The organism is Roseicitreum antarcticum, assembly GCF_014681765.1.
Lineage (GTDB): Bacteria > Pseudomonadota > Alphaproteobacteria > Rhodobacterales > Rhodobacteraceae > Roseicitreum > Roseicitreum antarcticum.
Genome location: NZ_CP061498.1, coordinates 2,193,380 through 2,218,466 on the forward strand (window position 1 = coordinate 2,193,380; position 25,087 = coordinate 2,218,466).

A 25,087-nucleotide genomic window follows, 5' to 3' on the forward strand; every position below is an offset into this window, starting at 1 on the left:
CCCCTTGACGGGGCGTATTCCCCGACCCGGGAGCATCAGCCCTGCCCCGGCAATTCGCCGCGCCGCACCAATTCCTCGTGGATCAGCTTCTTGGTGATCTTGCCATAGCCTGATTTCGGCAGCGCCTCCCAGAAGACCACGACCTTCGGCAACTTGTATTTCGCCACCTGCCCGGACAGCCAGCCAACCACGTCGATCTGCGCCGCATCGGCCCCAGGCACCGGCACCACAACGGCAAGACCAACCTCCCCCCACAGGGGATCAGGCACGCCAAGGATGGCGCATTCCGACACCTGCGGATGAAGCAAAAGCTTCTCCTCGATCTCGCGCGGGTAGATGTTGGAGCCGCCACTGATATACATGTCCGATGCGCGCCCGGTCAGGTAGACATAGCCGTCGGCGTCCATATGCCCCAGATCGCCGGTCAGGAACCAGCCGTTGCGAAAGGCCTTCGCATTGGCATCGGGGTTGTTGAAATAACCGGCAAAGACCGCCGGACCGATCACGCAGATCTCGCCGGTTCCGCCCAGCGCGACCTCGGCCCCAGCGGCGTCCTGGATCTGCACCTGCATTCCGGTACGGGCGAAACCGCAGGTGCCGATGCGCATACGTTCGTCGGTGAAATGTTGCGCGGGGGGCAGCACGGTGATGTTGCCCGTCACCTCACCCAGTCCAAAGTATTGGGCCAGAACGGGCCCCAGCTTCTGCAGCGCCGTGATCTGATCGGCGCGGTACATCGGCGCGCCCGCGTAGATGACATATCGCAGGCTGGAATGGTCATGCAGATCGACAGCCGGGTGCTCTACCAGCATCTTGACGATGGTAGGCACGGTGAAGGCATTGGTGACGCGCCATTTCTCTACCAGGGCCCAGATGGTGGCAGGATCGAAACGCTCGCCCGGCGGCAGGATGGTTTTCACACCCTTCGCCACCTGCGCCAATTGGTGAACGCCCGCGCCATGCGACAGGGGGGCAACCACGATCGAGGCATCATCCGGCCCGCTGTCCGGCATCAGGTCGCACATGTGGTTGGTGGCAACGAAAGCCATCTGCCCATGGGTCAGCACGGCGGCCTTCGGCTTTCCGGTGGTACCCGAGGTAAAGAAGAACCAGCACGGGTCATCCCGCTGGACATCAACAGGGGAAGGGGCGCTGCCCATGTGGCGGTCAGTCAGCGCGTCGTAATCAGAGCCAAAGTCAGCGGCGCCGATGCTGATGGTGAAATCCACCTGATCCGCGCAGGCCCGGGCATGATCGGCGAATGCCGCGCCGCAGATCAGACCGCGCGCCTGCGACGAGCCTGCCAGCCACGCGACCTCATCCGGGGATTGCCGGTAATTGGCCGGCACCCAGATGGCACCGACGCGCCAGCAGGCAAACATCGCCTCGAACATCTGGTTGCAATTGGCGGATTGCACCAGAATGCGGTCGCCCTTCTGCACCCCAAAGTCGGCCACCAGCGCGGCGGCGATGGCGGCGGAACGGGCCTCGACCTGCGCCCATGTCCAGGTGGTATCGCCCCAGACAAGGCCGGTGTCATCGCCCAGCCGCCGCGCGGCCTGCGTCAAAAACTGTGACAGGTTCATCACGCGGGTAGTGGCGGGGGTGATCCCGCCCGACAGGTCGATCCGCCCCGAAACATCTGTCCGCATGGCGCGTTACTTCACCCGCTCAAGGATCGAGCAGTAGTTGGCCACCGCCACGCCCCCCATGTTGAACACGCCCGCCGTGGTCGCCCCCGGCACCTGCATGTCGCCCGCATCGCCCGCCACCTGCATCGCGGCCATGATGTGCATCGACACGCCGGTGGCCCCGATGGGATGCCCCTTGGATTTCAGGCCCCCCGAGACATTGACCGGCAGCTTGCCGCCCTTTTGCGTCACGCCCTCGCGGATGACGCGGTGGCCCTGACCGGGTTCGGCCAGTCCCATCGCCTCATACTCGATCATCTCGGCGATGGTGAAACAATCGTGGGTTTCCACCAGTGACAGGTCGTCCAGCGTCATGCCAGCCGCCTCCAGGGCGCCGGACCATGCGCGGCGCGCGCCCGCAAATTCCAGCACATCGCGACGCGACATGGCCAGAATGTCATTGGCCTGTACCCGGGCGCGAAAGGCGATGGCGCGGCTCATCTGCGCGGCGGTATCTTCATCAGCCAGCACCAGCACGGCGGCACCGTCTGACACCAGCGAGCAATCGGTGCGCTTCAGCGGACCTGCGACATAGGGGTTCTTCTCGGACGGGTTCAGGCAGAACTCATACCCGAAATCTTTGCGCATATGCGCAAAGGGATTGGCCATGCCATTGGCATGGTTCTTCGCAGCAATCATGGCCAGCGCATCGGACTGGTCGCCATAGCGTTGAAAATAGCTCGACGCGATATTGCCAAACAGCCCCGCGAAACCGGCGTCAACCGCGTCTTCCTCGGCCCGGTAGGACGCACTGAGCAAGATGTCCCCTACCTGCGCTGTAGGGGTCGCGGTCATCTTTTCCGCGCCGACCACCACGGCAATGCGGCCGCGCCCGGCCTCGATGAAATCCATCGCACCATAAAGGGCGGCAGACCCGGTGGCGCAGGCATTTTCAAACCGGGTGGCAGGGGTGTAGCGAAAGCGGTCATCGCCCATCGCCACCAATGCAGCCTGGAAATCCTGCTTGGAGAATTCCTTGTTGAACACCCCGACAAAGATGCCATCGACCGATGCGGCCTCTACGCCCGCATGATCAAGCGCGGTGGCCAATGCCTCGGCCATCAGCGATTCAGTGTCGGGCTTTTCGGATTTGCCGAAGGGCGTATGCCCCCAGCCGATGATCTGCGCGCGGGCCATGGCTCCCCCCATTCATGCTGCGTATTGCCAGACTGCACCATATTTTGCCCTGCATGGCCAGTGTGCTGTGGCAGGCGTGACGTAACGTGGTTTTGTGCAGCAGGGTGTTAGGGGGGCTGCGCAGCGGCATTGACAGCGCGGCTGAGTCGCGGGCACAACGGCGCAAAGTGAACATAAGGGGAACATGTGCCTGATGACCGACTATGCCGAACTCTGCGTCACGTCGAATTTCACCTTCCTCACCGGGGCCTCGCACCCGGAAGAGCTGGTGACGCGTGCCGCAGGCCTGGGTCTGACGGCGGTGGCAATCACGGATCGCAACAGCCTTGCCGGGGTGGTGCGGGCGCATGTGGCGCTGCGCGAACTGGCCCGTGCGCGGGAGGAAGCAAGCGAGGAGGGAATCACGGTACGGTCGCAGACGCGGGTGGACACCTCCAGCCGCCAGATCACCACGGGGGCCGGGCTGCACATTTACGGAGCGGGGCAGACGCAGGGGTCGCACGGCGACAGCGGCAGGCAAAACCACGCACCGCGCAAGGGCCACGGAGGCGGGCGCGCGAAGGATGCGCGCCCAGATAACGGCGATACGCAGCACAGCGGGCCGCAGGAAACGCGGCAAGGGTCTGGTGGGGCTCGCCACGATGCAACGCAGGCGGGCGGGTATCAAGCGGATGGACATCAAGCGAATGGACAGCCCGCCCCCCCGGCACAGGGCGACAGGCAACAGGCGGACGGGACCGAAGGGGACGCCGACGGCCGCGCCCTCCCCCCCCTGCCCCGGCTGGTGATCGGCGCGCGGCTGGTGCTGACCGACAGCGCGGTGGAATGGATCGCCTTACCCACCGACCGCGCCGCCTATGCACGCCTGTCGCGGATGCTCTCACTCGGCAAACGCCGGGCGCAGAAGGGGGAATGCCACCTGACCACCGTCGATCTGCTGGAATGGGGTGCCGGGATGGTGCTGATCGCCCTGCCCCCCGACCCGTTTGCACATGCAGGTACGGGGGCGGGCGCGGGGGGTGTGCCATCCGCGAAACCCCATCGCCGCGCGCGCCGGGCCGCGCCACTTGCCGATCCTGATCCGGCGCAAGGCGCCGTTGACGCGCCAAACCGCATGCTCCTGCCAGCCCCCGGCGCGCCGCGCGCAGACCGGACAACGGTTGCGGCTACGGGCAGCACAGCCAAGGCGGCGGCGGGAACGGCTGCCCATGCCGCAACAGCCACGGCGGCCCCCACAGCACATGTGACAGGGGTCACCGCGAAAGATGCCATGCCCGACGGGGCAGCGGAGCGGGCGGCAACAGACCATACGGCGAAGGCTGCGGCGCAAGGGCCCGCGGATAACGTGGCTGAAGGGGCAGCCGCCGCAACCACCCCCACCCTGATAACCGATACCGCATCCGTGCTGCGTCGCATGGCGCGGCAGTTCCCCGGCGCGTGCTTTCTGGGTGCCGCCCCGCGCTACGACGGACGCGACAGCGCGCGGCTGGATGCCTGCGCCCGGCTGGCGCAGCGCACCGGCATGCCCATGGTGGCGGTGGGCGATGTGCTTATGCACCACGCCCGCCGCCGCCGTCTGGCCGATGTGCTGACCTGCCTGCGCCACGGGCTGACCATCGACCGGATCGGCACGCATGCCCTGCCCAATGCCGAACGGCGGCTGAAACCCCCCGCCGACATGGCGCGGCTTTTTCACGCCCATCCCGCCGCCCTGCGCCGCACGCTGGAGATCACCGCGCGCTGCACCTTCTCGCTGGCCGAACTGTCCTACGAATACCCCGATGAGATCACCAACGGCGAAGATCCCCAGACCCGGCTGACCCGGCTGACGCAGGCAGGGCTGTGGTGGCGGTTTCCCGGCGGCATTCCGGCGGATACCGCCGAGAAGGTGGCCAAGGAACTGCGCATCATCAAGGCGCTGGGTTTTGCCGCCTATTTCCTGACAGTGCATGACATCGTGGCTTTCGCCCGGTCGCGCGACATCTTGTGTCAGGGGCGCGGCTCGGCGGCCAATTCGGTGATCTGCTACGCCCTGGGCATCACCGAGGTCGCGCCGGACGTGATCTCCATGGTGTTTGAGCGCTTCATGTCCGAGGCACGCGGCGAGCCGCCCGATATCGACGTGGATTTTGAACACGAGCGCCGCGAAGAGGTCATTCAGCACATCTATGAAACCTATGGCCGCGACCGCGCCGGGCTGACTGCCACGGTCATCCACTTCCGCACCCGCGCCGCGATCCGCGAGGTCGGCAAGGTCATGGGCCTGTCGGGCGATCTGCTGGCGGCGCTGTCGGGCAGCAACTGGGGCTGGCGGGCCGCGCCGCCGGATGCGGACCAACTGCGCGGGCTGGGCCTCGACCCCGGCGACCGGCGGCTGCGCCAGACCATGGCGCTGATCGACGAGATCATCGGCTTTCCCCGCCACCTGTCGCAGCATGTCGGCGGCTTTGTCATCACCAAGGGCCGTCTGGATGAGCTGTGCCCGATTGAAAACGCCGCCATGGACGGGCGCACCGTGATCGAATGGGATAAGGATGACATCGACGCGCTGGGCATCTTGAAGGTCGATGTCCTCAGCCTCGGCATGCTGACCTGCATCCGCAAGGCGTTTCACCTGATCGCCGCGCATGGCGGGCCGGGGTACAGCCTTGAAAACCTGCCGCGCGAAGACCCCGCCACCTATGACATGCTGTGCCGCGCCGATGCGATTGGCGTGTTTCAGGTGGAAAGCCGGGCGCAGATGAACTTCCTGCCCCGGATGCGCCCGCGCTGTTTCTACGATCTGGTGATCGAGGTCGCCATCGTCCGGCCCGGCCCGATACAGGGCGGCATGGTGCATCCCTACATAAACCGCCGTCAGGGGCGCGAGGCGGTGGAACTGCCCTCAACCGACCTGCGCGCGGTGCTGGAGCGCACGCTGGGCGTGCCGCTGTTTCAGGAACAGGCGATGCAGATCGCCGTTGTCGCCGCCGGGTTCACCCCGGACGAGGCCGACCGCCTGCGCCGGTCGCTGGCGACGTTCAAACGCATGGGCACCATCGGCACCTTCCGCGACCGTTTCATCAATGGCATGCTGGACCGTGGGTATGAGCCCGATTTCGCCGACCGCTGTTTCGCGCAAATCGAAGGCTTTGGCGAATACGGATTTCCCGAAAGCCATGCCGCCAGTTTCGCGCTGCTGGTCTATGCCTCGGCCTGGCTGAAACGGCACCACCCGGCGGCCTTTGGCTGTGCGCTGCTGAACAGCCAGCCGATGGGGTTCTATGCCCCCGCCCAGATCGTGCGCGACATGCGCGACCACCGGATCGAGGTGCGGGGCGTCTGCGTCAATGCCTCGGCCTGGGACAATACGCTGGAACGCCGCGCCGACGGGTCTTTCGCGCTGCGGCTGGGGTTTCGGCAAGTGAAGGGCCTGCGCGAAGGCGATGCCGAATGGATCGTCGCCGCCCGCGCCAACGGCTACCCAGACCCCGAAAGCCTGTGGCGCCGCGCCGGGGTGCCGCCTGCCGCGCTGGAACGGCTGGCCGAGGGCGATGCCTTTGCCGGGATGCATCTGACACGGCGCGATGCGCTGTGGGCCGTACGCGCCCTGCGCGCGCCCCGCCCGCTGCCACTGTTCGATGGTGCCGCGATGGACGGTGAAGGGATCGTGGAACCCACGGTCAACCTGCCGCAAATGACGCTGGGCGAGGCGGTGATCGAGGATTACCTGTCGCTGCGTTTGTCGTTGCGCGCCCACCCGATGGAATTGCTGCGCCCGCGCCTGACCGGGCTGACCGCCCACGCCGATCTGCCCACGGTATCGGCGGGGAACCTGCGCCCGCGCGTGGCGGTCTGCGGGCTGGTCATCACCCGGCAGCGCCCCGGCACGGCATCCGGCGTGATCTTCATCACGCTGGAGGATGAGACCGGCGTGTGCAACGTGGTGGTCTGGCCAAAGATCTACACCCGGTTCCGCCGCGCGGTCATCGGCGGGCGGCTGTTGCGGGTGGCGGGACGGTTGCAGCGCGAGGGCGCAGTAATCCACCTGATCGCCGATGAGATCACCGATCTGTCCGGCGAACTGGCGCATCTGGGCCATGTCAGCGGCACCGCGATTGACCCCACCGGCGGACGCGGGGATGAGGCGCGCCGCCCCGTTATCACCCGTGGGGCACAGCCCCGCCGCGCCTGGCATCCGCGCGATCAGGCGAAACAGTTGTTTCCCAGCCGGGATTTTCACTGAAGGGGGCCGGGCGTGGCCAGATCAGGACATACCCCCGCGGCAGGGTGCTGGCCCCCCGCCCCGCCACAAATCTTTCCGCGCAGCCCTTGTAACCCGTGGCAATTTGTCGCCAGATAGGGGCAAGCAGAATATCCGGACCCCTGAAATGCGCCCCCTTGTCGGAATTTCCCTGAAGATTGCCTCGGTCATGGTGTTCATCGTCATGGCCTCGCTCATCAAGGCGGTGTCAGACACGGTGCCCCCCGGGCAGGCGGTATTCTTCCGGTCATTCTTTGCCATTCCGGTGATCGTGGTCTGGCTGATCTACCGCCACGAACTGGCGCGGGGGCTGCGCACCGCAAATCCCATCGGGCATTTCTGGCGCGGCGTGGTCGGCACCACGGCGATGGGGCTGACCTTTGCCGGTCTGGGCTTCCTGCCCCTGCCCGAGGTGACGGCCATCGGCTATGCCGCGCCGCTGCTGACCGTGATCTTTGCCGCGATGTTCCTCGGCGAACAGGTCCGCGCCTTCCGCATCACCGCCGTGGGCCTGGGCATCGTCGGCGTGATGATCGTGCTGTCACCACGCCTGACCGTGGGCACCGAGATGAACCATTCCGAGGCTTTGGGCGCACTTCTGGTGCTGGGCGGCGCGGTCTTCGCTGCGCTGGCGCAGGTCTTCGTGCGCAAGCTGGTGCACACGGAAGGTACCGCATCCATCGTGTTCTGGTTCTCGTCCACCGCATCGCTGCTGGCGCTGCTGACCCTGCCCTACGGCTGGGTCTTCCCCGACACGCTCACACTGGCGCTCCTGATCCTTGCAGGGCTTCTGGGCGGTGTGGGGCAGATCCTGCTGACATCAAGCTATCGCGAGGCCGATGCATCCGTGGTCGCACCATTCGACTATATCTCGATCCTGTTTGCGCTGCTCATCGGCTACACCGTGTTTGACGAGGTGCCGACCCTCACTATGCTGGCGGGTGCCGCGCTGGTCGTGGTGGCCGGCGTCCTGATCATCTGGCGCGAGCGTAAGTTGGGCCTCGAACGCGCGCGCCAGCGCAAGGCGATGACCCCGCAGGGATAATCCGCCACCCCTTGTCCTGCACCCGCACGCGCCTTTAAAACCGCTTTCCCTTGGGACAGATTTTGCACTAGATACACGTATGCGTTGGAACCTGCCAAATATCCTGACCGTCCTGAGATTGCTGGCCGCCCCTGGCGTCGCGATACTGTTTTTGTATTTCTCGCGCCCTTTCGCGGATTGGTTCGCGCTGGCGCTGTTCGGTCTGGCCGCGCTGACGGATTTCTTCGACGGCTATCTCGCGCGGCTGTGGCATCAGGAAAGCAAACTGGGCGCAATGCTGGATCCGATTGCCGACAAGGTCATGGTGGTGATCGCCCTTCTGGTCATCACCGGCTATTCCGGCATGGACCCCTGGCTGATCCTGCCCGCCACGGCCATCTTGTTCCGCGAAGTCTTTGTTTCGGGCCTGCGCGAGTTTCTGGGCACAAGCTCCGGTCTGCTGAAGGTGACGCAGCTGGCCAAATGGAAAACCACAGCGCAGATGGTGGCGATTGCCACGCTGTTCCTCGCCATGGGGTTGGAATATGTGCGCGAAGCCGCGTTTTTGCGCCACGAACCCGCGCTGATCGACGCGCTGACCGACATGGGCACCTCGGAACTGAACGTTGTGGTCGTGGCGAATTACAGCGGCAACATCATCTGGATCGTCGGGCTGGCGCTGATCTGGGTGGCCGCCGCGCTGACGGTGATCACGGGATGGGACTATTTCCGCAAGGCGCTGCCATTTCTGAAGGATGACGCCCAATGACGCATGACATCCATGCCTCTTGAAGTCGTATATTTTGCGTGGGTCCGCGAGCGTATCGGCCTGCCGCGCGAGACGCTGGAAACGCGGGCACCAACCGTGGCCGATCTGGTGGCGGAACTGCGCAAGCGCGGCGAACGGTATGCGCTGGCTTTTTCCGACCTGTCTGCGCTGCGGGTCGCGGTTGACCAGACGTTGGCCGATTTCGACGCCCCGCTGTCAGGCGCGCAAGAAGTGGCCTTTTTCCCACCCATGACCGGCGGCTGAGGCATGGGCGTCCGCGTCGAGCCCGGGCCTTTTGACTTCGGTGCCGAATGCGCCGCGTTTGCGAAGCAATGCCGCGGCGCGGGGGCAATCGTCACTTTTTGCGGACTGGTGCGGGACCTGCCTGATGCCACATTGATCGCGCTAGAGATCGAGCATTACCCCGCCATGACCGGCCCCGCGATTGATGCGATGCGTGACAGCGCGATGCGCCGCTGGTCACTGTCGGACGCGCTGATCGTCCACAGATTCGGCAAGATGCCGGTGGGCGCTGCGATCATGATGGTCGCCACCGCAGCCCCCCACCGCGCCGATGCCTTTGCTGCGGCGGAATTCCTGATGGATTACCTGAAATCGCGCGCGCCCTTCTGGAAAAAGGAAATCACGACCGAGGGGGCGCGTTGGGTCACCGCGACGCAGGCGGATGAGGATGCGCTGCGCCGCTGGTAGAAGGCAGCCCGCCGCTGGATGACCAGTCGTCGGATGGCCCTGCGCCCGGCCAACACCTTGCGCACCATGCTCTTGCCGCGCCAACGCAAAAGCCCGCCAAGGCGGCGCGGGCAGATCCGTCACGCCTTCTGATTTTCCTCGATATAGTTGCGCAGCTGATCGGCGTCGTACCGGGCGTCGCGCAGCCCGTCCATCGCCGCGCGCAGCTCTGCCTCGGTCTGCGCCAGCCGGTTGACCAGTTCGCCTTCGCGCGCATGCACATATTCGATCGCCTGGTCGCGCTGCATCTCGGCGTCATGCAGGGCCTGCGCCATGCGGTCCAGTTCGCCAATATCAGCCTGCGACACACGGGTGAAGCGGTGCAACAGCCAGTACGAAAACCAGCCCAGACCGAAGACCACGAACAGGATCAGGGAAGTCACGAGAATGAATTCGATACGGTTCATGAAAGCTCTGCCTTGAAGGGATCGTTTGCGGATGGCCTGGAAATCGACGTTTCAGCCGGGGCTGTCAATGCGGTGCATCGCGCGAGAAGCGCCCTGCCTGCCACGGCGCGAAGGGTCCGGGCGACCTTATTCATCTTCATCGCGCGCGGGACGAGCGCGCGGGCGGATCGTATCTTCGCCCGGCGTGCTGACGGTGATTTCCAGCCCGGCCTCCAGTTCGGGGTCACGCTCGGCCTCGGCGGGGACTTCTTCGGCCGGGTCCACGACGCGGCGAAATTCGATCCGGCGGTTGGCCTCGCGCCCCTCGGCGGTGGCATTGTCGGCAATCGGGTCTTCCTGGCCAAAGCCCACCGGCAGCAGCCCCGAGACCAGCACCCGACGGGTCATCAAGCTGTTGACCACCGCCTCGGCCCGGCGCTGCGACAGGGCAAGGTTGGTTTCCGCGCGGCCTTGGCTGTCGGTATAACCCGCAACTTCCATCTCGATCTCGCCGCATTCGCGCAAAATATCCGCGATCCGGTCCAGCACCTCGCCGGTATCAGCGTCGATCGAGGCTGAACCGGGGTCAAAGGTGATCTGGCGATCTGCCAGAACGGCGGCGATGTCAGCTTCGCAACTGGCAGGCGTCGGGGCACCAAAGGCAGGGTCGAGGGTTTCATCATAGCGCACGTCGATGCGCAGATCGGTGCCCTGACCCAGCTTTTCCGACAGGACGCGCGAAATCACATCGCTGGAATCGGTATTGCCCGACACGCCGCGCACCTCGATCCGGTCAGGGCGGACATGGGCCAGACCATTGTGCAGTTCGGCCAGTGCCTCCAGCGCGGCAAGGGCGCGCAGCGGCCAGCCCTCGGGCAGATCGGGGTCCAGCCGCGCCGACATCTGCACCGCCTGCATGCCAAACCGGGCACGGGCATAGCCATTGACGGCGCTGCGAATGCGCTCATCCGTCAGGCGGCCACGCAACAGAACCTGCCCCTCGGGCGACAGGGTGGCGATGAATTCGATGGCATCAGCGGGGCTGACGGCCTGGGTATCGGGCGCGGGCAGCCGCACCGATTCGAGCGAGAAGACATCGGGCAGCGACCCTTCCAGCGCGCCGACCGACTGATCGAACGCCTGCTGGGCCACGGTATGCGGCACCACCAGCGACATATCGGTATCCGACATAGTAACCGACCCCGCACCCAGCGCGCCGACTTCGGCAATGGCGCTGGCGGCTGCCTGCGCCCAACGGGGCGTCGGCGTGCCCAGGCCCAGGGTACACGTGGGCCGCCCGCGCAACCCGGCATCTTGCGCGGCAGCAAGGATCTGGTCGCGCGCCTCTGTCGTATCGGCAGAGCAGGCATCGAACCGCGCCGCGCCTTCCTCAACAGTGAAGCGCAGGGTAAAGGGCGTGATGACCGGCAGCGGTGCGGTGATTTCCAGCGTTACCTGCAAGCCATCGGGGACCATCTCACCGATCTGGGTTTCCAGATCGGTGCGGTGGTCGGTGCTGTCAGCCAGTGCGTTGATATGCACGCCATCCGCCGCGATCGAGATCTTTGCCGCGTTCAGCAACTCCAGCGCATCCAGCGCGAAGCCAACCGCGCGGTCCCAATCCGGGGGCGTAGGGTAATCGGCAACCTCCAGCATGTCTGCCACGGCCATGTCGGGCGCCAGGTCGGTGATGCTATCGATCACCGCATCATTTCCGAACGCGGCCGGGACCAGACCGATGATCGAGACATCGAAACTGTTGCGCAGCAATTCCATCTGGAAACGCGGCCCTTCGATCCCAGCCGTATCAGCCACGGTCATCAGGTCGATCACGCGGGTGGCATCTACCACGGCGTTGGCAAGCGTCAGGGCGTGGAAGCGGTCGGCCTCGGTCGGGCTGGTGCCGGACAGGCTGACCAGCAGCCCATCGGTGCGCACCCGCGCCCAATCCATGTCATCCGCTTCCAGCGCACCCTCGATCGAGCCTTTTGTGACCCGCTCGACGCCGCGCACTGACAGATAGCCCAAGACCAGCGACATGAAGGCAGCCACAACAAAAACGCCCGCCCCGATCATCGTGGTTCTGGAAACCTTCATCCGTGAAGCCTTTGCAAAATGCCATCCATCCGCATGGTGCCTAAACGCTGCGCGGCGCGGGCGCAATCAAACCAAAAGTGATATGGCAAGAAACAGCGCAACGATCAGCCCCGCATCCCGGTTCGACCGGAACAACCGCAGGCAGGTCTCGGTGTCGTCATTGTCCAGCTTTCCCAGTTGCCAGTTCATATGCGCCCCAAAGGCCCAGGCCGCGCAAAGTCCGATGGACATTTTCAGCGGATCGGCCAGCGGGGCCAGCGCATAGATCACCGCCAGCGACATCAGCACCACCGTGCCCACCAGAAAGCCGCGCAGCCAGGTCAGGGTGTTGTCACCAAACAGCAGCGCCGTTGATTTCACGCCGATCAGCGCATCGTCTTCCTTGTCTTGATGCGCATAGATCGTGTCATAGAAGATCGTCCAGCAGATGCCCGCAAGGTACAAAAACACCGCCGGCAGCGCGATCGACCCGGTCTGCGCTGTCCAGGCCAGCAGCGCGCCCCAGTTGAACGCCAATCCCAGGAAAACCTGCGGCCACCAGGTAAAGCGCTTGGCAAAGGGATAGATCGCCACCAGCCCCAGCGACAGAATGCCCAGCAAAATCGCATTCAGGTTGAAGGTCAGCAAGATCGCAAGCGCGACTACCGATTGCACCGACATCCAGATCAACGCGCCCCGCACCGTGACTTGCCCCGAAGGGATCGGGCGCGACCGGGTGCGCGCCACCTTGTCGTCGATATCGCGGTCCGTAATGTCGTTCCAGGTACAGCCCGCGCCGCGCATCAAGAACGCCCCCAACCCGCAGCCCACGATGATCCAGACCGTCAGCCAGCCCGCGGTTTCCGGCACCGCCGAGGCCCCCAGCAGCGCCCCCCACCAGCAGGGCAGCAACAAAAGCCAGGTGCCGATGGGCCGGTCCGCGCGGCTGAGGCGCAGGAACGGGCGGGCTTCGGGCGGGGCGTAACTGTCCACCCAATTGTCAGCGGGCGCATCGGCCACCTGCCCCTGCGCACCGGCAGGCTGCGCAGACCCGGCCTGCGACGGCCCTGACTGGGCATCTGCGGGGTTTGCCGCAGGCCGCCCGGCAGGCACACCCTGTCCAGCATCCTGCCCGGCAACATCAAGATCCGGGCCCGCAGCCGCCGCTTGCGCGTCCGCGTTCTGCCGCGCGCCTGCGTCAGGTCCGCTTCGGTCTGGCCCATTTCCTTCAGGCCCGTTTTCTTCATGGCCGGGCGGCTCGCCCTCTGGCAATCGGGTCGGGTCGGTCATACTGTCGGTCCCATGTCGTATTCCGGATCACGCGCAAAAGTCAGGTTGTTTGTAGATCAGCCGATGGGGCCGGGGCAACCTGTTGCCCTTAGCGGCGATCATGCACACTATCTGTTTAATGTCATGCGCCTTCAGGCGGGCGCTTTCGTCTCGGTGTTCAACGGGTCCGACGGCGAATGGCAGGCCGAAATCGCCGAAACGGGCAAGCGCGGCGGGGTGGCGATCTGCCGTGACCAATCCGCCCCGCAGCAAAACCCGCCCGATGTCTGGCTCATGTTCGCACCGATCAAGAAGGCGCGCACCGATTTCATCGTCGAAAAGGCGGCAGAGATGGGGGCCGCGCGCATCCTGCCGGTGCAGACGCAGTTCACCAATTCCGAACGCCTGCGCCAGGACCGGCTGCAAGCCCATGCCCTTGAGGCTGCAGAGCAATGCGGCGGCACCTTCGTGCCCCCGGTGGATGACCTGCAACCCCTGTCCCGCGTCCTCGACAGCTGGGACCATGCGCGGCGCATCTTGTGGGCCGACGAATCGTTGGTGGGTGCGGCATCGACCCTTGCCGCCGCCGCACCCGGCCCCTGGGCAATCCTGACCGGCCCCGAAGGTGGCTTTTCCCCGGCCGAGCGTGAGCGCCTGCGCGCCCTGCCCTTTGTTACCCCCGTCAGCCTCGGCCCGCGCATCCTGCGCGCCGATACGGCTGCCGTGGCAGCGCTTACCCTGTGGCAGGCGCATCTGGGGGATTGGCTGTGATGGTCCGGGCCGAGATCGCGGCGCGCCTGCACCGCTGGCGCGAGGTTCTGGCAGGGGGCGCCATCGTGCTGGCCGGGCTGTGGCTGGGCAGCCTGGGCGGGGTGCTCATGGTGGCCATCGGGCTGGCCGTGGGGCTGGCAGGCGTGGCCGCCGCGATCACCGGCCTGCGCCGCATGCGGTTTCAGCGCGCCGATACCGGCCCCGGCATCGTGCAGGTGGTCGAAGGGCAGATCTCGTACTTTGGGCCGGAAACCGGCGGCTTTGTCGCCCTCAGCGATCTGACGGCGTTGCACCTGTGCGACGCGGGCCGCACATGGCTCTTGACCGCGCCGCCCGGCGCGGCCCTGACCATCCCGGCGGGCGCGCAGGGCGCAGATCAATTGTTCGACCTGTTTGCCAGCTTGCCCGGCCTCGACATGTCGGCCCTTCTGCGCGCGGTCAATCATGCCGACCCGGCGGGGGACCAACTGATATGGCAGCGGCGTCATCTGACAGCTCTGAATTGAAGAGCCTCACTCCACGGGCTTGACTTGACGACGCGTTGGAACCAAGTCACGCATCACGCATAACACGGAAGATCGGAGCAGCCCCATGTCCATACCTCAAACCGGCGGCGGGCCGATCGAGTCGAAATCGCAACTGGTCGAATACCTCGCATCGGGCTGCAAACCGAAGGCCGACTGGCGCATCGGCACCGAGCATGAGAAATTCGGCTATTGCAAAGACACGCTGAACCCCCTGCCCTATGACGGCCCCCGGTCGATCCGCGCCATGCTGGAAGGGCTGCGCGACCGCTTCGGCTGGGCCGCAGTTCAGGAAGGCGGTCATATCATCGGGTTGGAAAAAGACGGTGCGAATGTCAGTCTGGAACCCGGCGGGCAGCTTGAATTGTCGGGCGCACCGCTGGAAACCATCCACCAGACCTGCGACGAGGTGAACCAGCACCTGCGCGAAGTGCAGGCCGTGGCCGAGACCATCGGCGTGGGCTTCATCGGGCTGGGTGCCGCCCCGATCTGGAGCCATGAGCAGATGCCGGTCATGCCAAAGGGCCGCTACCGGCTGATGACCGATTACATGGGCCGCGTCGGCACCCATGGCACCCAGATGATGTATCGGACCTGCACCGTTCAGGTAAACCTTGACTTCGGGTCCGAGGCCGACATGGTGCAGAAGCTGCGGGTCGCACTGGCGCTGCAACCCGTCGCCACGGCTCTTTTTGCGAATTCACCTTTCTTTGACGGCAAGCCCAACGGGCACAAATCCTGGCGCGCGCGCATCTGGCGCGATCTGGACGGGGCGCGCACCGGCATGTTGCCGTTCGTCTTCGATGAAGGCTTCGGGTTCGAACAATGGGTGGATTACGCGCTGGATGTGCCGATGTATTTTGTCTACCGCGACGGCAAATACATTGACGCGCTGGGGCAATCCTTCCGCGACTTCATGCGCGGCGCGCTGCCCGCGCTGCCCGGTGAAATCCCCACCCTGTCGGATTTCGCCGATCACCTGACCACGATCTTTCCCGAGGCGCGGCTGAAAAAGTTCATCGAGATGCGCGGTGCCGATGGCGGCCCCTGGCGGCGCCTCTGCGCGCTGCCCGCCTTCTGGGTCGGGCTGACCTATGATCAGGGCGCGCTCGATGCCGCATCTGATCTGGTGAAGGGCTGGGATTCTGAGGCGCGCGAGGCACTGCGCGTCGCCGCATCCGTCGACGGGCTTCAGGCCGAAACCCATGGCATCCGCATGCACGATCTGGCGCGCGAGGTTGTCGCGATCGCCGAAGCCGGGTTGAAATCCCGCGCCATGCCGGGGGCGGGTGGCATGTTGCCCGATGAGACGCATTTCCTGAATGCTCTGCAAGAGACGCTGGAATCCGGCCAGACCCCTGCGGATGAGCTGCTGGCGCGCTATAACGGCGACTGGAACGGCGATCTGACGCGGATCTACGCTGACTACAGCTACTGAAGCGCTGCCGCCCCTTGCGCCATAAGCCGGGGGCGGTCGAACCAGGTGACGCTACATCAAGACGCGTGCCGCAGCCGTGTCACTGCCAACGCGCAGATACCTGTCAGATGCCAGATGCCGCCAGATCAATCCGACCTACCGCCGCCCCTCGCGCAGCCAGGCACCCAGCGCCAGCCCGGCCGCCAACAGCAGCCACAGCCACACCGGCAGCAGCGCCGCAATCCGCACATCGGTCGTGATATAGGCATCGCGCTGCGTGACGCCCAGCCAACCGCGCCCCGATGCCTCTCGCCCCTCGCCGACCAGCCGCAGGTCGGGCAGACCATCCTCGATCCGCGCGACACCGCCCCGTGTTTCGGCGATCAGTGGCCCCAGCCGGTCCGGGGTGGCGATGGTATCCTCGAACTCACGCGGGGCAGAGGGGCCCAGCGCCACCACCGCATCAAACGTGCCATCGCTCAGCCGGTAAAGGCCCAGATCAGCCGCCTCATATTCCGCGCTGAACAGACCGGCCGTGGTTTCAGTCAGGCCCAGCGTCACCGTACCGCCATCCGGCGCGGTCAGCGTCACGTCGGGGGCAGTGTCGGACAGGGTGCGGCGCGCGATGGTGATGCGGTTGCCTTCGGCGGTCGCGGTCAGCGATTCTTCTTCCAGTTCGGGCTCGGCCATCATCCAATGGGCCAGACGGCGCAGCAATTCCAGCTGCGGCCCGCCGCCCTCGAAACCCCGGTCCCACAGCCATGCCTGATCGGACGCCAGAAGCGCCACGCGCCCCTCGGCCACCCGGTCCAGCACCAGGAGCGGGCGGTCGCCGACGCCTTGCATCACCACCTGCCCCTGCTCAGGGATCACTTCGATCTGGCGCAGCCAGCGGCCCCAGCCGGGGCCTTCGCCTTCCGCGCCCGCAGGGGCGAATTGTTCCAACCCTTCAGTGACGGGGTGGCGCTGGCCCAGATCGCTGATGCGTGGGGTGAACCCCTCATTCAGGACGCGCGCGGTGGGATAGGCGGGGAACACCTCGCCCAGGGCAGAGCGCCAGATACTGTCGACCCCGGCAAATTCCGGTCCGCCCACGACCAGCAGCGCACCACCGTTTTCCACATACTGGCGGATGTTGTCGAAATAGGCATTCGGCAAGATACCCCGGCGGCGATAACGGTCGAAGATGATGAGATCGAATTCCTCGATCTTGTCGACAAACAATTCCCGCGTGGGAAAGGCGATCAGCGACAGCTCGTTCACCGGCACCCCGTCCTGCCGGTCGGGCGGGCGCAGAATGGTAAAATGCACCAGATCGACCGAGGCATCGGATTTCAGCAGATTGCGCCATGTGCGTTGCCCGGCGTTGGGTTCCCCTGATACCAGCAGCACCGACAGCCGGTCGCGCACCCCGTTGATCTGAATCACCGCGGCATTGTTGCGCGTCGTCAGCTCACCCGGTGTATCGGCCAGCTCGAATTGCAAGACGTTCATGCCGCCCTGTTCCAGCGTCACCTGAAGTTGCAGATCCTGCCCGATGGGCGCCGTGACCACACGCGGAGTGTCCCCGTTGAGCGACAGTGCAAGCTCGGCGCTGCCCGCGACCGAGGGCGGCACCGCGCCCTGATCCTCAACCCGAAGGGTGATCGTGACAGGCTCGCCCAGAATGGCGAACCCCGGCGCGTTCTGCACGATCAGGCGGCGATCCCAGTCATCGGCCTCACCAGTCTGGAGCAGATGCAGCGGCGTGGGCAGGTCCGGCGGGCTGTCGGCATCATGCACCTGTCCGTCGCCCACCACGAAGACACCGGCCAGCCGGTCGCGCGGGATGTCGGTCAACGCCTGCGCAATCGCGCCATTGACCAGCGACCCGGTATTGTCGGGGTCGTCCTGTACCCGGATTACCCGCTGGTCGATCCCCTCCAGCGCCGACAGGCGGCTGGTCAGGTGGTCCAGCGCGCGGTCGGTCTGATCGGGGCGGGTGCTGATACGGTTCGACGCGGTTTCATCCACGACGACCAGCGCGATGCTGCTCAAGGGGTCGCGGTCCTCGGACTGAACCGAGGGGTTGGCCAGCGCTGCCACCAGCGCCAGCGCCGTCAACCCGCGCAGCCACCAGCCCGCCATACCGCGCCACAGCGACACCCCGGTCAGGGCCACGGCCAGCACCAGCGCCAGCACCAACACCTCGGGCCATACCAGCGGCGCAAAGACGATCTGCCCCATCATTGTCCCAGCCTTTCCAACAGCGCGGGCACATGCACCTGGTCAGATTTGTAGTTGCCGGTCAGCACATGCATGATCAGGTTGACGCCAAAGCGCAGGGCGATTTCGCGCTGCCGCTCCCCGGCAAGGCCGCGCCCCACGGGCAGCAGCGGCGCGCCACGCTCATCGACCGCCCATGCGGCCGCCCAGTCATGCGCGCCGATGATGACCGGCGTCACCCCGTCGTTGAGGTTGCGAAACGGCGTGCCATCAACCTGCGTCGCATCAGCGGGCGCGGCTTCGACCCAGACATCGGCGCCGGTGAAACGGCCCGGAAAATCCTGCAACAGGTAGAACGTGCGGGTCAGCACATGATCCTCGGGGATGGGTTCCAGCGGCGGAATATCCAGCGGGCGGGCCAGCGCCTGCAACCGCCGCGCAGCGGGCGTGGTGCGCGACAGCCGCGCCAGTTCAGCGTCGCGCGTGTCGAACATGATCATGCCGCCACCGCGCAAATAGCGGTTCAGCTTCGCATAAGCAGCATCCGATGGGATCGGGGTGCTTTCCGTGACGGGCCAGTAGAGGAACGGGAAGAATGTCAGCTCATCACGCTCCAGATCCACGCCAATCGGGTCAACAGGCTCGACCGAGGTGCGGCGAAACAGCGTCTGCGACAGCCCGGCCAACCCGGCCTGCGCCACGTCATCGACACGCGGATCGCCGGTGACGATATGCGCCAGCGCCACGGCATCGGTGGCTTGCAGCGCCAGCCGATCGTCGATTTCCGCCTGTGCACCCTGCGGCATCGACAGCGCCAGCATCAGCGCGACCGCCACCGCCGAGGCCCGGCCAAACCGCCTGGACGCGCCCCCACCAGACAGACCCAGCGTTGCCAGAATGTCGATGAAAAGCGCCCCCAGCGCCAGCATCAGCACAACCCCCTTCAGATCGGTTTCGCGCGTCACACTGCCGCGTTCCAGCGGGATGTCGGCGGGCCATGCCGTTGATTGCAATCGTGTCTCTGGCGTTGTGACATTCAACGCGAAACGCCCGGCAGGCCCCGCATAGACGCCCGGCGGCACATCGGCGCTGACGCCACCGGACAGCGCCTCGCCTTGCACCGCGACCATGTTACCCGCGTCCTGCACCACGCCAAACCCGTCCAGCACCCGTTCGGGCACCCAGCTTGTGCCCACCAGATCCTCGGCCCCGGGCGCTGCGGGGCGGGTGGAAACCGCCAACCGTTCCAGCATGTCCACAAACAGCCCCGACAGCGGCAGGGTCGACCATTCGGCATTCGCCGTCACATGGAACAGCACCACCTGCCCGTCGCCCAGATACTTGCGCGTGACCAGCGGCGTCCCGTCGGCAAGCGACGCTATCGTGCGGTCCGCCAGCCCCGGATCAGGCTGCGCCATCACCTGGCTGGCGACGGTAACATCGTCGGGGATCGTCAGCCCGGCGAACGGCCCATCCTCGGCAAAGGGGCGCAGGGTGCGCGGCTCCCCCCAACTCATGGCGCCGCCCACGGTGCGGCCCCCGATGCGCAGGCGCACGGGCATCAGCGGGTCCTCGCTGTCGCGGCTGAGGTCGCTTGCCGCCAACCGTGGCCCGGCAAAACGCAGCAGCATGCCGCCGCCGTCGATCCAGGCCTGAACCTGCGCGGTCTCAACTTCGGAAATCAGCGCATGGTCGGCCAGAACGATCACATCAGGGGCCGACAGCAGCAGGTCATCCAGCGACGGGCTTTCGATCAGGTCGGCCACAGGGTCCAGCGCCTGCCGCAGGAAATACAGCGGGGAAAGCAGCTCCAACCCCTCACGCCCGTCGCGGCCCGACAGCATCGCCACCTTGCGGCGTTGCAGCGCGTCATCGGTCAGGCTGACTGCCCCTGCGCCGCGTTCGCCCGCGATCTGAAACCGGGTGATGCGGTTGCGCAATTCGGGCTGCAAGGACAGCTCGGCGCTGGCAGCGGTATCGCCCGCGCTAAATTCCAGAGTCACACGTGCCAGTTCACGCTCCACCCCTGCGGGGTCACGCCCCATGGCACTGACGACCATATCAGTCGCCACGGCATCGGACAGCCGCCGGGCGGTGACGGTCAGCAGGCCATCGGCATAGGTCACGGGCGGCAGGGCCACGACCGGGCGCGTCGTCTCGAACACCGCGACGGGGCCACGCTGTTCCAACGCTGCCAGCAAAGTGTCGCGGGACGGGCGGGCCAGGCCGTCCGACAGCCAATAGGTTTCCACCGCCTCGGGCAGAGTGTCGAGCCACGCGGTATCTGGCACCGGCTCCCACGGTTGCGGGGTGACGGATGGCAGGTTTTCGACAGCGGCATCGGCAGCGCGGAACACGACACCACCCTGCGGCGGCGCGGTCAAGGCCACGACGGCGACAGTGCGCCCTGCGCGCCCGGCCTCATCCAACACCTCGGCCATACGGTCCTGACGGCGCGGCCAGTCACGGGCGCTCGCCCATGTGGCATCGGTGACCACCAGCAACGGCCCGCTACCGGTCCGGTCCACCTGCGGGTTCAGCACGGGGCCGGCAAAGGCGACGATCAGCGCCGCTACCGCCAATGCGCGCAAAAGCAACAGCCACCAGGGCGTCTTGTCGGCCTCTTGCGTCGTATCGCGCAGACCCAGCAGCAGGGAAACACCGGGAAACCGCCGCACCACCGGGGCGGGCGGCACCGCACGCAACAGCCACCACAGCAGCGGCAGCGCTACCAGCGCCAGCAACAGGCCAGGGGCGGCAAAGCCAAGGGGGCCCAGCGTCAGCATCAGCGCGCCCCTGAAAGGGCGTGGTAGATCCACATCAGCGCCACCGTGGCGGACGTGTCGGTATGGTGCGTGGTGAATTGCCAGCCCGTCAGCCGCGCCAGCGCCGCCAGCCTGTCCTTCCGCTCGGCCAGGCGGGCCAGATAGCGGGCGCGCAGATCACCGGCCTTCAGCGTCTCATGCCGCAGGCCACCGCCCATCGAGGTGAAGATCGACCGCCCGTCAAACGGAAAATCCTCTTCCACCGGGTCGAGGATCTGCACGATGGCCCCATGCACGCCCCGGTCGGTCGCGCGGGTCAGCGCATCGGTGATCCCGTCCAGATCGCCCAGATAGTCCGACACAAACAGCGCGCGGCCGTGGGCGGGCAACGTGGTCAGCGCGGGCGCGCCGTATTCCTGCGCGGCATCGGTGGGAAACAGCCCCGCGCCCAGCCGCAGCAACTGCCCCTGCCCCGCGCGCGGCGGCAGATCGGCGGCGTCGTTCAACAGGCCCACGCGCTCGCCCCCGCGCACCAGCAGCACGGCCGAGGCCAGCGCCAGCAATCGCGCGCGCTCCAGTTTGCTCGCACGCTTTTCCGCGCCGGAAAACCGCATGGACTGCGCCTGATCCACCCACAACATCACCGACTGCGCCGCCTGCCATTCGGTTTCGCGCACGAAATGCACATCCGACCGGGCAGAACGCCGCCAGTCAATCCGCGACGCGCTGTCGGATGCTGTGGCGGGGCGATATTGCCAGAACTCATCGCCGTGCCCCGCACGCCTGCGGCCATGCGCGCCCGGCAGGACCGACGCCGCCAGTTGCTGCGCATCGGCCAGCAGCGCAGGCAATGTCGCGGCCAGCCCTTCGGCCCCTTCGCGTAGATGAACGGGGGTAGCGATCAAGCCGCAGCCTCCAGCCCGGTAACCGAGGCCGCAACCGTGTCAATGACCGACCCCAGAACTTCGCCGCGCGCCCGCGCCGCAAAGCTCAGCGCCATGCGGTGCGTCAGCACGGGCCGTGCCATGGCGCGGACATCATCGACCGTCGGCACCAGACGGCCATCCAGCAGCGCCCGCGCCCGCACCGTCAGCATCAGCGCCTGTGCCGCACGCGGCCCCGGCCCCCAGCTTACACTGCCTTTTACAGCATCATGCGCGTCGGCTTCCATCGGGCGGCAGGCGCGCACCAGATCCAGGATCGTGTCCACCACCCCATCTCCCACTGGCATCCGGCGCAGCACGGTCTGGGCGGCAATCAACTCTGCCGCAGTGAACACGGCAAACGCTTTGCCGTCCTCCACCCCGGTCGTGGCGATCAAGATGTCGCGTTCGGTCGCGCGGTCGGGATATTCCACGTCGATCTGCACCAGAAAACGGTCCAGCTGTGCCTCGGGCAGGGGATAGGTGCCCTCTTGCTCGATGGGATTCTGCGTTGCCAGCACATGGAAGGGCGCGGCCAGCTTGCGATGCGCGCCGGCAATCGTGACCTCACGCTCTTGCATGGCCTGCAATAGGGCGGCCTGCGTGCGCGGGCTGGCACGGTTGATCTCATCGGCCATCAGCAACTGGCAAAACACCGGCCCCTCGACAAAGCGGAAGGCACGGGTGCCGTCGGCGGCGGTTTCCAGCACCTCGGACCCCAGAATATCGGCAGGCATCAGGTCGGGCGTGAACTGGATGCGGTTGCCATGCAGCCCCATGACCGTGGACAGCGTGTCCACCAGCCGGGTCTTGCCCAGCCCCGGCAGCCCGATCAACAGGCCGTGCCCCCCGCACAACATGGCGGTCAGTGTCAGGTCCACCACCCGCTTTTGTCCGATAAACCGCGTGTTGATACTGTCGCGCGCCTGCGCCAGCTTGCCGCCAAGGGCTTCGATCTGCGCAATCAGGTCGGTGTCATCAGTCATCGCGGCAGGCTCCATCATCTGGGGGTCGGTTCTTGCAGGGACAGTTATATGCCATATGTTCATATCTCATTCCGTCTTGCATCACACATATCCCGCAGCGGACAGATGGCAAAACACACCAACGGACAAAACATCGTGACACCTTCGGCACAAAGCATAGCAGCATCGGTCAGCGCGGCAACGAACGGGGCCGCCGAAAACGGCAAATTGCCGCCGGTGCACCTGTGGAACCCGCCATTCTGCGGCGACATCGACATCCGCATCGCGCGCGACGGGACCTGGTATCATGAAGGCAGCCCGATCACGCGCCCGGCCATGGTGCGCCTGTTCTCGACCATCCTGCGGCGCGAGGGAGAGGCATATTTCCTTGTCACCCCGGTCGAGAAACTGGGAATTCAGGTCGAAGATGCGCCCTTCGTCGCCATAGACTTCGAACAGGCAGGCACCGACGATACGCCCAGCCTGACCTTCGTGACCAATGTCGGCGACCGGGTGCACCTTGGCGCCGACCACCCGCTGCGGGTAGCGATCGACCCCGGGACGGATGCGCCGTCGCCCTATATCATGGTGCGCGACGGGCTGGAGGCGCTGATCGACCGCAAAAGCTTTTACCGGCTGGTCGATCTGGGCACCGATCATGAAGTGAACGGCATCAGCTGGTTCGGAATATGGTCCGGTGAACAGTTCTTCGCATTGGCACCGTCGGACGCACTGGACTGACCGCAACCCGCATTTAATGGCCGCCTGCATTCAAACGCAAAAAGCCCGGGCATTGCCCGGGCTTTCGCATTTTCAGTCAACCGATATCACTTCCCGAATTCAGGATAGGCTTCCATGCCCAGTTCGGTGGTGTCCAGCCCGGCGATTTCGGATTCCGCATCGACACGGATACCCACGACAGCTTTCAGAATGAACCACACGATAGCCGAAGCGACGAACATGAACACACCGATCCCGACGATCCCGGTGATCTGACCGCCCAGCGTCGCGTCGCCGTTGCTCAGAACCACCGCCAGCGTGCCCCAGATCCCTGCGAACAGGTGGACCGGAATGGCGCCAACAACATCATCGATCTTCAACTTGTCCAGCATCGGCACGGTCAGCACCACAATCACGCCACCGATCGCACCGATCAGCGTCGCCAGGCCAATGCCCGGGGCCAGAGGTTCAGCGGTGATCGACACCAGACCGGCCAGCGCGCCGTTCAGCACCATGGTCAGGTCGGCCTTCTTGAACAGCAGCTGCGACAGGATCAGCGCGGCAATCGAACCACCGGCAGCGGCCGCGTTGGTGTTTGCAAAGATCCGGCTGACATCAGCCACGTCGCCGACAGTGCCCATCGCCAGCTGCGAGCCACCGTTGAAGCCAAACCAGCCGAACCACAGGATGAACATGCCCAGCGTCGCCAGCGGCAGGTTGGACCCAGGCATCGGGATGACACGGCCATCTTTGTATTTGCCCAGACGCGGACCAAGGATCAGCGCACCGGCAAGGGCAGCCCAGCCACCGGCACCATGCACGATGGACGAACCCGCAAAGTCCGAGAAGCCCGCTTCCGACAGCCAGCCGCCACCCCAGGACCAGGAAGCCTGGATCGGGTAGATGATGCCGGTCAGAACGATTACGAAGAACAGGAAGGGCCACAGCTTGATACGCTCGGCCAGCGCACCCGAAACAATGGACGCGGTTGCCGCACAGAACATCAACTGGAAGATGAAGTCGGAACCGACCGACGCATAAGACACATCGACAAGATCAGCCATGCCAACACCGACAGGCTCCAGCACGGTGGGGGAGAAACCGCCCATCCAGCCCTGGAACATCCAGGCGTCGCCCGGGTACATCAGGTTGAAACCAACCAGATAATAGAAGATCGACGCCAACGAGAACAGCGCGACGTTCTTGGTCAGCTGCATCGTGGTGTTCTTGGTGCGGACCAGACCGGCCTCCAGCATACAGAAGCCTGCAGCCATGAAGAACACCAGCACGCCGCCGATGAGGAACAGCAGCGAGTTGAAGATGAACACCATCTCCATGTTCAGCGTCGCTGTCGCGTCCACGGCTTCTGCGGCCTCCGTGACCTCCTGGGCGAACCCGAGCGTCGGCATCACCGCCAACGCTGCAAGTGGAAGTAGTTTCAACAGTTTCATC

Annotated in this window: 19 protein-coding genes; 9 read left to right on the forward strand and 10 right to left on the reverse strand. The window is 65.6% G+C overall.

The window, feature by feature from the left end; genetic code table 11:
• Positions 1-35 precede the first annotated feature (35 nt).
• Both H9529_RS10540 and H9529_RS10545 read right to left on the reverse strand, forming a co-directional pair.
• On the reverse strand, positions 36-1,652 hold the full coding sequence (locus tag H9529_RS10540) for an acyl-CoA synthetase (protein WP_092890442.1): 1,617 nt from the start codon (positions 1,650-1,652) through the stop codon (positions 36-38).
• 6 nt (positions 1,653-1,658) lie between these two features.
• Positions 1,659-2,828 carry an acetyl-CoA acetyltransferase gene (locus H9529_RS10545; protein ID WP_092890445.1) on the reverse strand — a complete coding sequence of 390 codons (1,170 nt, stop codon included), beginning with the start codon at positions 2,826-2,828 and terminating at the stop codon, positions 1,659-1,661.
• Between the two features lie 193 nt (positions 2,829-3,021).
• Here H9529_RS10545 and H9529_RS10550 point away from each other — a divergent pair, with 193 nt between their 5' ends.
• The 5 genes from H9529_RS10550 to H9529_RS10570 all read left to right on the forward strand — a co-directional run bounded on the left by H9529_RS10550 (position 3,022) and on the right by H9529_RS10570 (position 9,575).
• Positions 3,022-7,053 carry an error-prone DNA polymerase gene (locus tag H9529_RS10550; RefSeq protein ID WP_092890623.1) on the forward strand — a complete coding sequence of 1,344 codons (4,032 nt, stop codon included), beginning with the start codon at positions 3,022-3,024 and terminating at the stop codon, positions 7,051-7,053.
• A gap of 145 nt (positions 7,054-7,198) precedes the next feature.
• Positions 7,199-8,116 carry a DMT family transporter gene (locus H9529_RS10555; RefSeq protein ID WP_092890448.1) on the forward strand — a complete coding sequence of 306 codons (918 nt, stop codon included), beginning with the start codon at positions 7,199-7,201 and terminating at the stop codon, positions 8,114-8,116.
• Between the two features lie 79 nt (positions 8,117-8,195).
• Positions 8,196-8,864: a CDP-diacylglycerol--glycerol-3-phosphate 3-phosphatidyltransferase gene (pgsA, locus tag H9529_RS10560; RefSeq protein WP_092890451.1), complete on the forward strand. Its 669-nt coding sequence runs from the start codon at positions 8,196-8,198 to the stop codon at positions 8,862-8,864.
• A gap of 12 nt (positions 8,865-8,876) precedes the next feature.
• Complete coding sequence (moaD, locus tag H9529_RS10565) at positions 8,877-9,128, forward strand: molybdopterin converting factor subunit 1 (RefSeq protein WP_092890626.1); 252 nt, start codon at positions 8,877-8,879, stop codon at positions 9,126-9,128.
• Between the two features lie 3 nt (positions 9,129-9,131).
• A complete protein-coding gene (locus H9529_RS10570) occupies positions 9,132-9,575 on the forward strand; it encodes a molybdenum cofactor biosynthesis protein MoaE (RefSeq protein ID WP_092890454.1) in 444 nt (147 codons plus the stop codon).
• Between the two features lie 119 nt (positions 9,576-9,694).
• Here H9529_RS10570 and H9529_RS10575 read toward each other — a convergent pair whose 3' ends face one another.
• The 3 genes from H9529_RS10575 to ubiA all read right to left on the reverse strand — a co-directional run bounded on the left by H9529_RS10575 (position 9,695) and on the right by ubiA (position 13,366).
• On the reverse strand, positions 9,695-10,021 hold the full coding sequence (locus H9529_RS10575) for a hypothetical protein (RefSeq protein WP_092890457.1): 327 nt from the start codon (positions 10,019-10,021) through the stop codon (positions 9,695-9,697).
• A 126-nt stretch (positions 10,022-10,147) separates the two neighbouring features.
• Positions 10,148-12,097 (reverse strand): OmpA family protein, encoded by a 1,950-nt coding sequence (locus H9529_RS10580; protein WP_092890460.1) that lies wholly within the window; start codon positions 12,095-12,097, stop codon positions 10,148-10,150.
• A gap of 66 nt (positions 12,098-12,163) precedes the next feature.
• Positions 12,164-13,366: a 4-hydroxybenzoate octaprenyltransferase gene (ubiA, locus tag H9529_RS10585; RefSeq protein WP_092890463.1), complete on the reverse strand. Its 1,203-nt coding sequence runs from the start codon at positions 13,364-13,366 to the stop codon at positions 12,164-12,166.
• 12 nt (positions 13,367-13,378) lie between these two features.
• On the opposite strand from ubiA, the gene H9529_RS10590 reads away from it, so the two are divergent.
• From H9529_RS10590 to H9529_RS10600, 3 genes are all read left to right on the forward strand, one after another.
• Complete coding sequence (locus tag H9529_RS10590) at positions 13,379-14,116, forward strand: 16S rRNA (uracil(1498)-N(3))-methyltransferase (RefSeq protein WP_092890466.1); 738 nt, start codon at positions 13,379-13,381, stop codon at positions 14,114-14,116.
• A complete protein-coding gene (locus H9529_RS10595; protein WP_092890469.1) occupies positions 14,116-14,622 on the forward strand; it encodes a hypothetical protein in 507 nt (168 codons plus the stop codon). The genes H9529_RS10590 and H9529_RS10595 overlap by 1 nt, the downstream gene beginning before the upstream one ends.
• 85 nt (positions 14,623-14,707) lie before the next feature.
• Positions 14,708-16,078: a glutamate--cysteine ligase gene (locus H9529_RS10600; RefSeq protein WP_092890472.1), complete on the forward strand. Its 1,371-nt coding sequence runs from the start codon at positions 14,708-14,710 to the stop codon at positions 16,076-16,078.
• Between the two features lie 135 nt (positions 16,079-16,213).
• Here the strand turns inward: H9529_RS10600 and H9529_RS10605 are convergent, their stop codons facing one another.
• The 4 genes from H9529_RS10605 to H9529_RS10620 are packed head-to-tail and all read right to left on the reverse strand — an operon-like array spanning position 16,214 to position 22,936.
• A complete protein-coding gene (locus tag H9529_RS10605) occupies positions 16,214-18,286 on the reverse strand; it encodes a glutamine amidotransferase (protein ID WP_092890475.1) in 2,073 nt (690 codons plus the stop codon).
• Positions 18,283-21,048, reverse strand: a complete 2,766-nt coding sequence (locus tag H9529_RS10610) for a DUF4159 domain-containing protein (protein ID WP_092890478.1) — start codon at positions 21,046-21,048, stop codon at positions 18,283-18,285. Before H9529_RS10610 ends, H9529_RS10605 begins: the two co-directional genes overlap by 4 nt.
• The gene (locus H9529_RS10615; protein ID WP_092890629.1) at positions 21,048-21,929 is read right to left on the reverse strand and encodes a DUF58 domain-containing protein; all 882 of its coding nucleotides are present in this window, start codon (positions 21,927-21,929) and stop codon (positions 21,048-21,050) included. The genes H9529_RS10610 and H9529_RS10615 overlap by 1 nt, the downstream gene beginning before the upstream one ends.
• Entirely contained in the window at positions 21,929-22,936 is a 1,008-nt protein-coding gene (locus H9529_RS10620; protein WP_092890632.1) for an AAA family ATPase, read from the reverse strand. Before H9529_RS10620 ends, H9529_RS10615 begins: the two co-directional genes overlap by 1 nt.
• A gap of 105 nt (positions 22,937-23,041) precedes the next feature.
• Here H9529_RS10620 and H9529_RS10625 point away from each other — a divergent pair, with 105 nt between their 5' ends.
• Positions 23,042-23,656 carry a DUF1285 domain-containing protein gene (locus H9529_RS10625; protein WP_092890481.1) on the forward strand — a complete coding sequence of 205 codons (615 nt, stop codon included), beginning with the start codon at positions 23,042-23,044 and terminating at the stop codon, positions 23,654-23,656.
• 86 nt (positions 23,657-23,742) lie between these two features.
• Here H9529_RS10625 and H9529_RS10630 read toward each other — a convergent pair whose 3' ends face one another.
• Positions 23,743-25,086, reverse strand: a complete 1,344-nt coding sequence (locus H9529_RS10630) for an ammonium transporter family protein (protein WP_092890484.1) — start codon at positions 25,084-25,086, stop codon at positions 23,743-23,745.
• Between the last annotated feature and the right edge of the window lies 1 nt (position 25,087).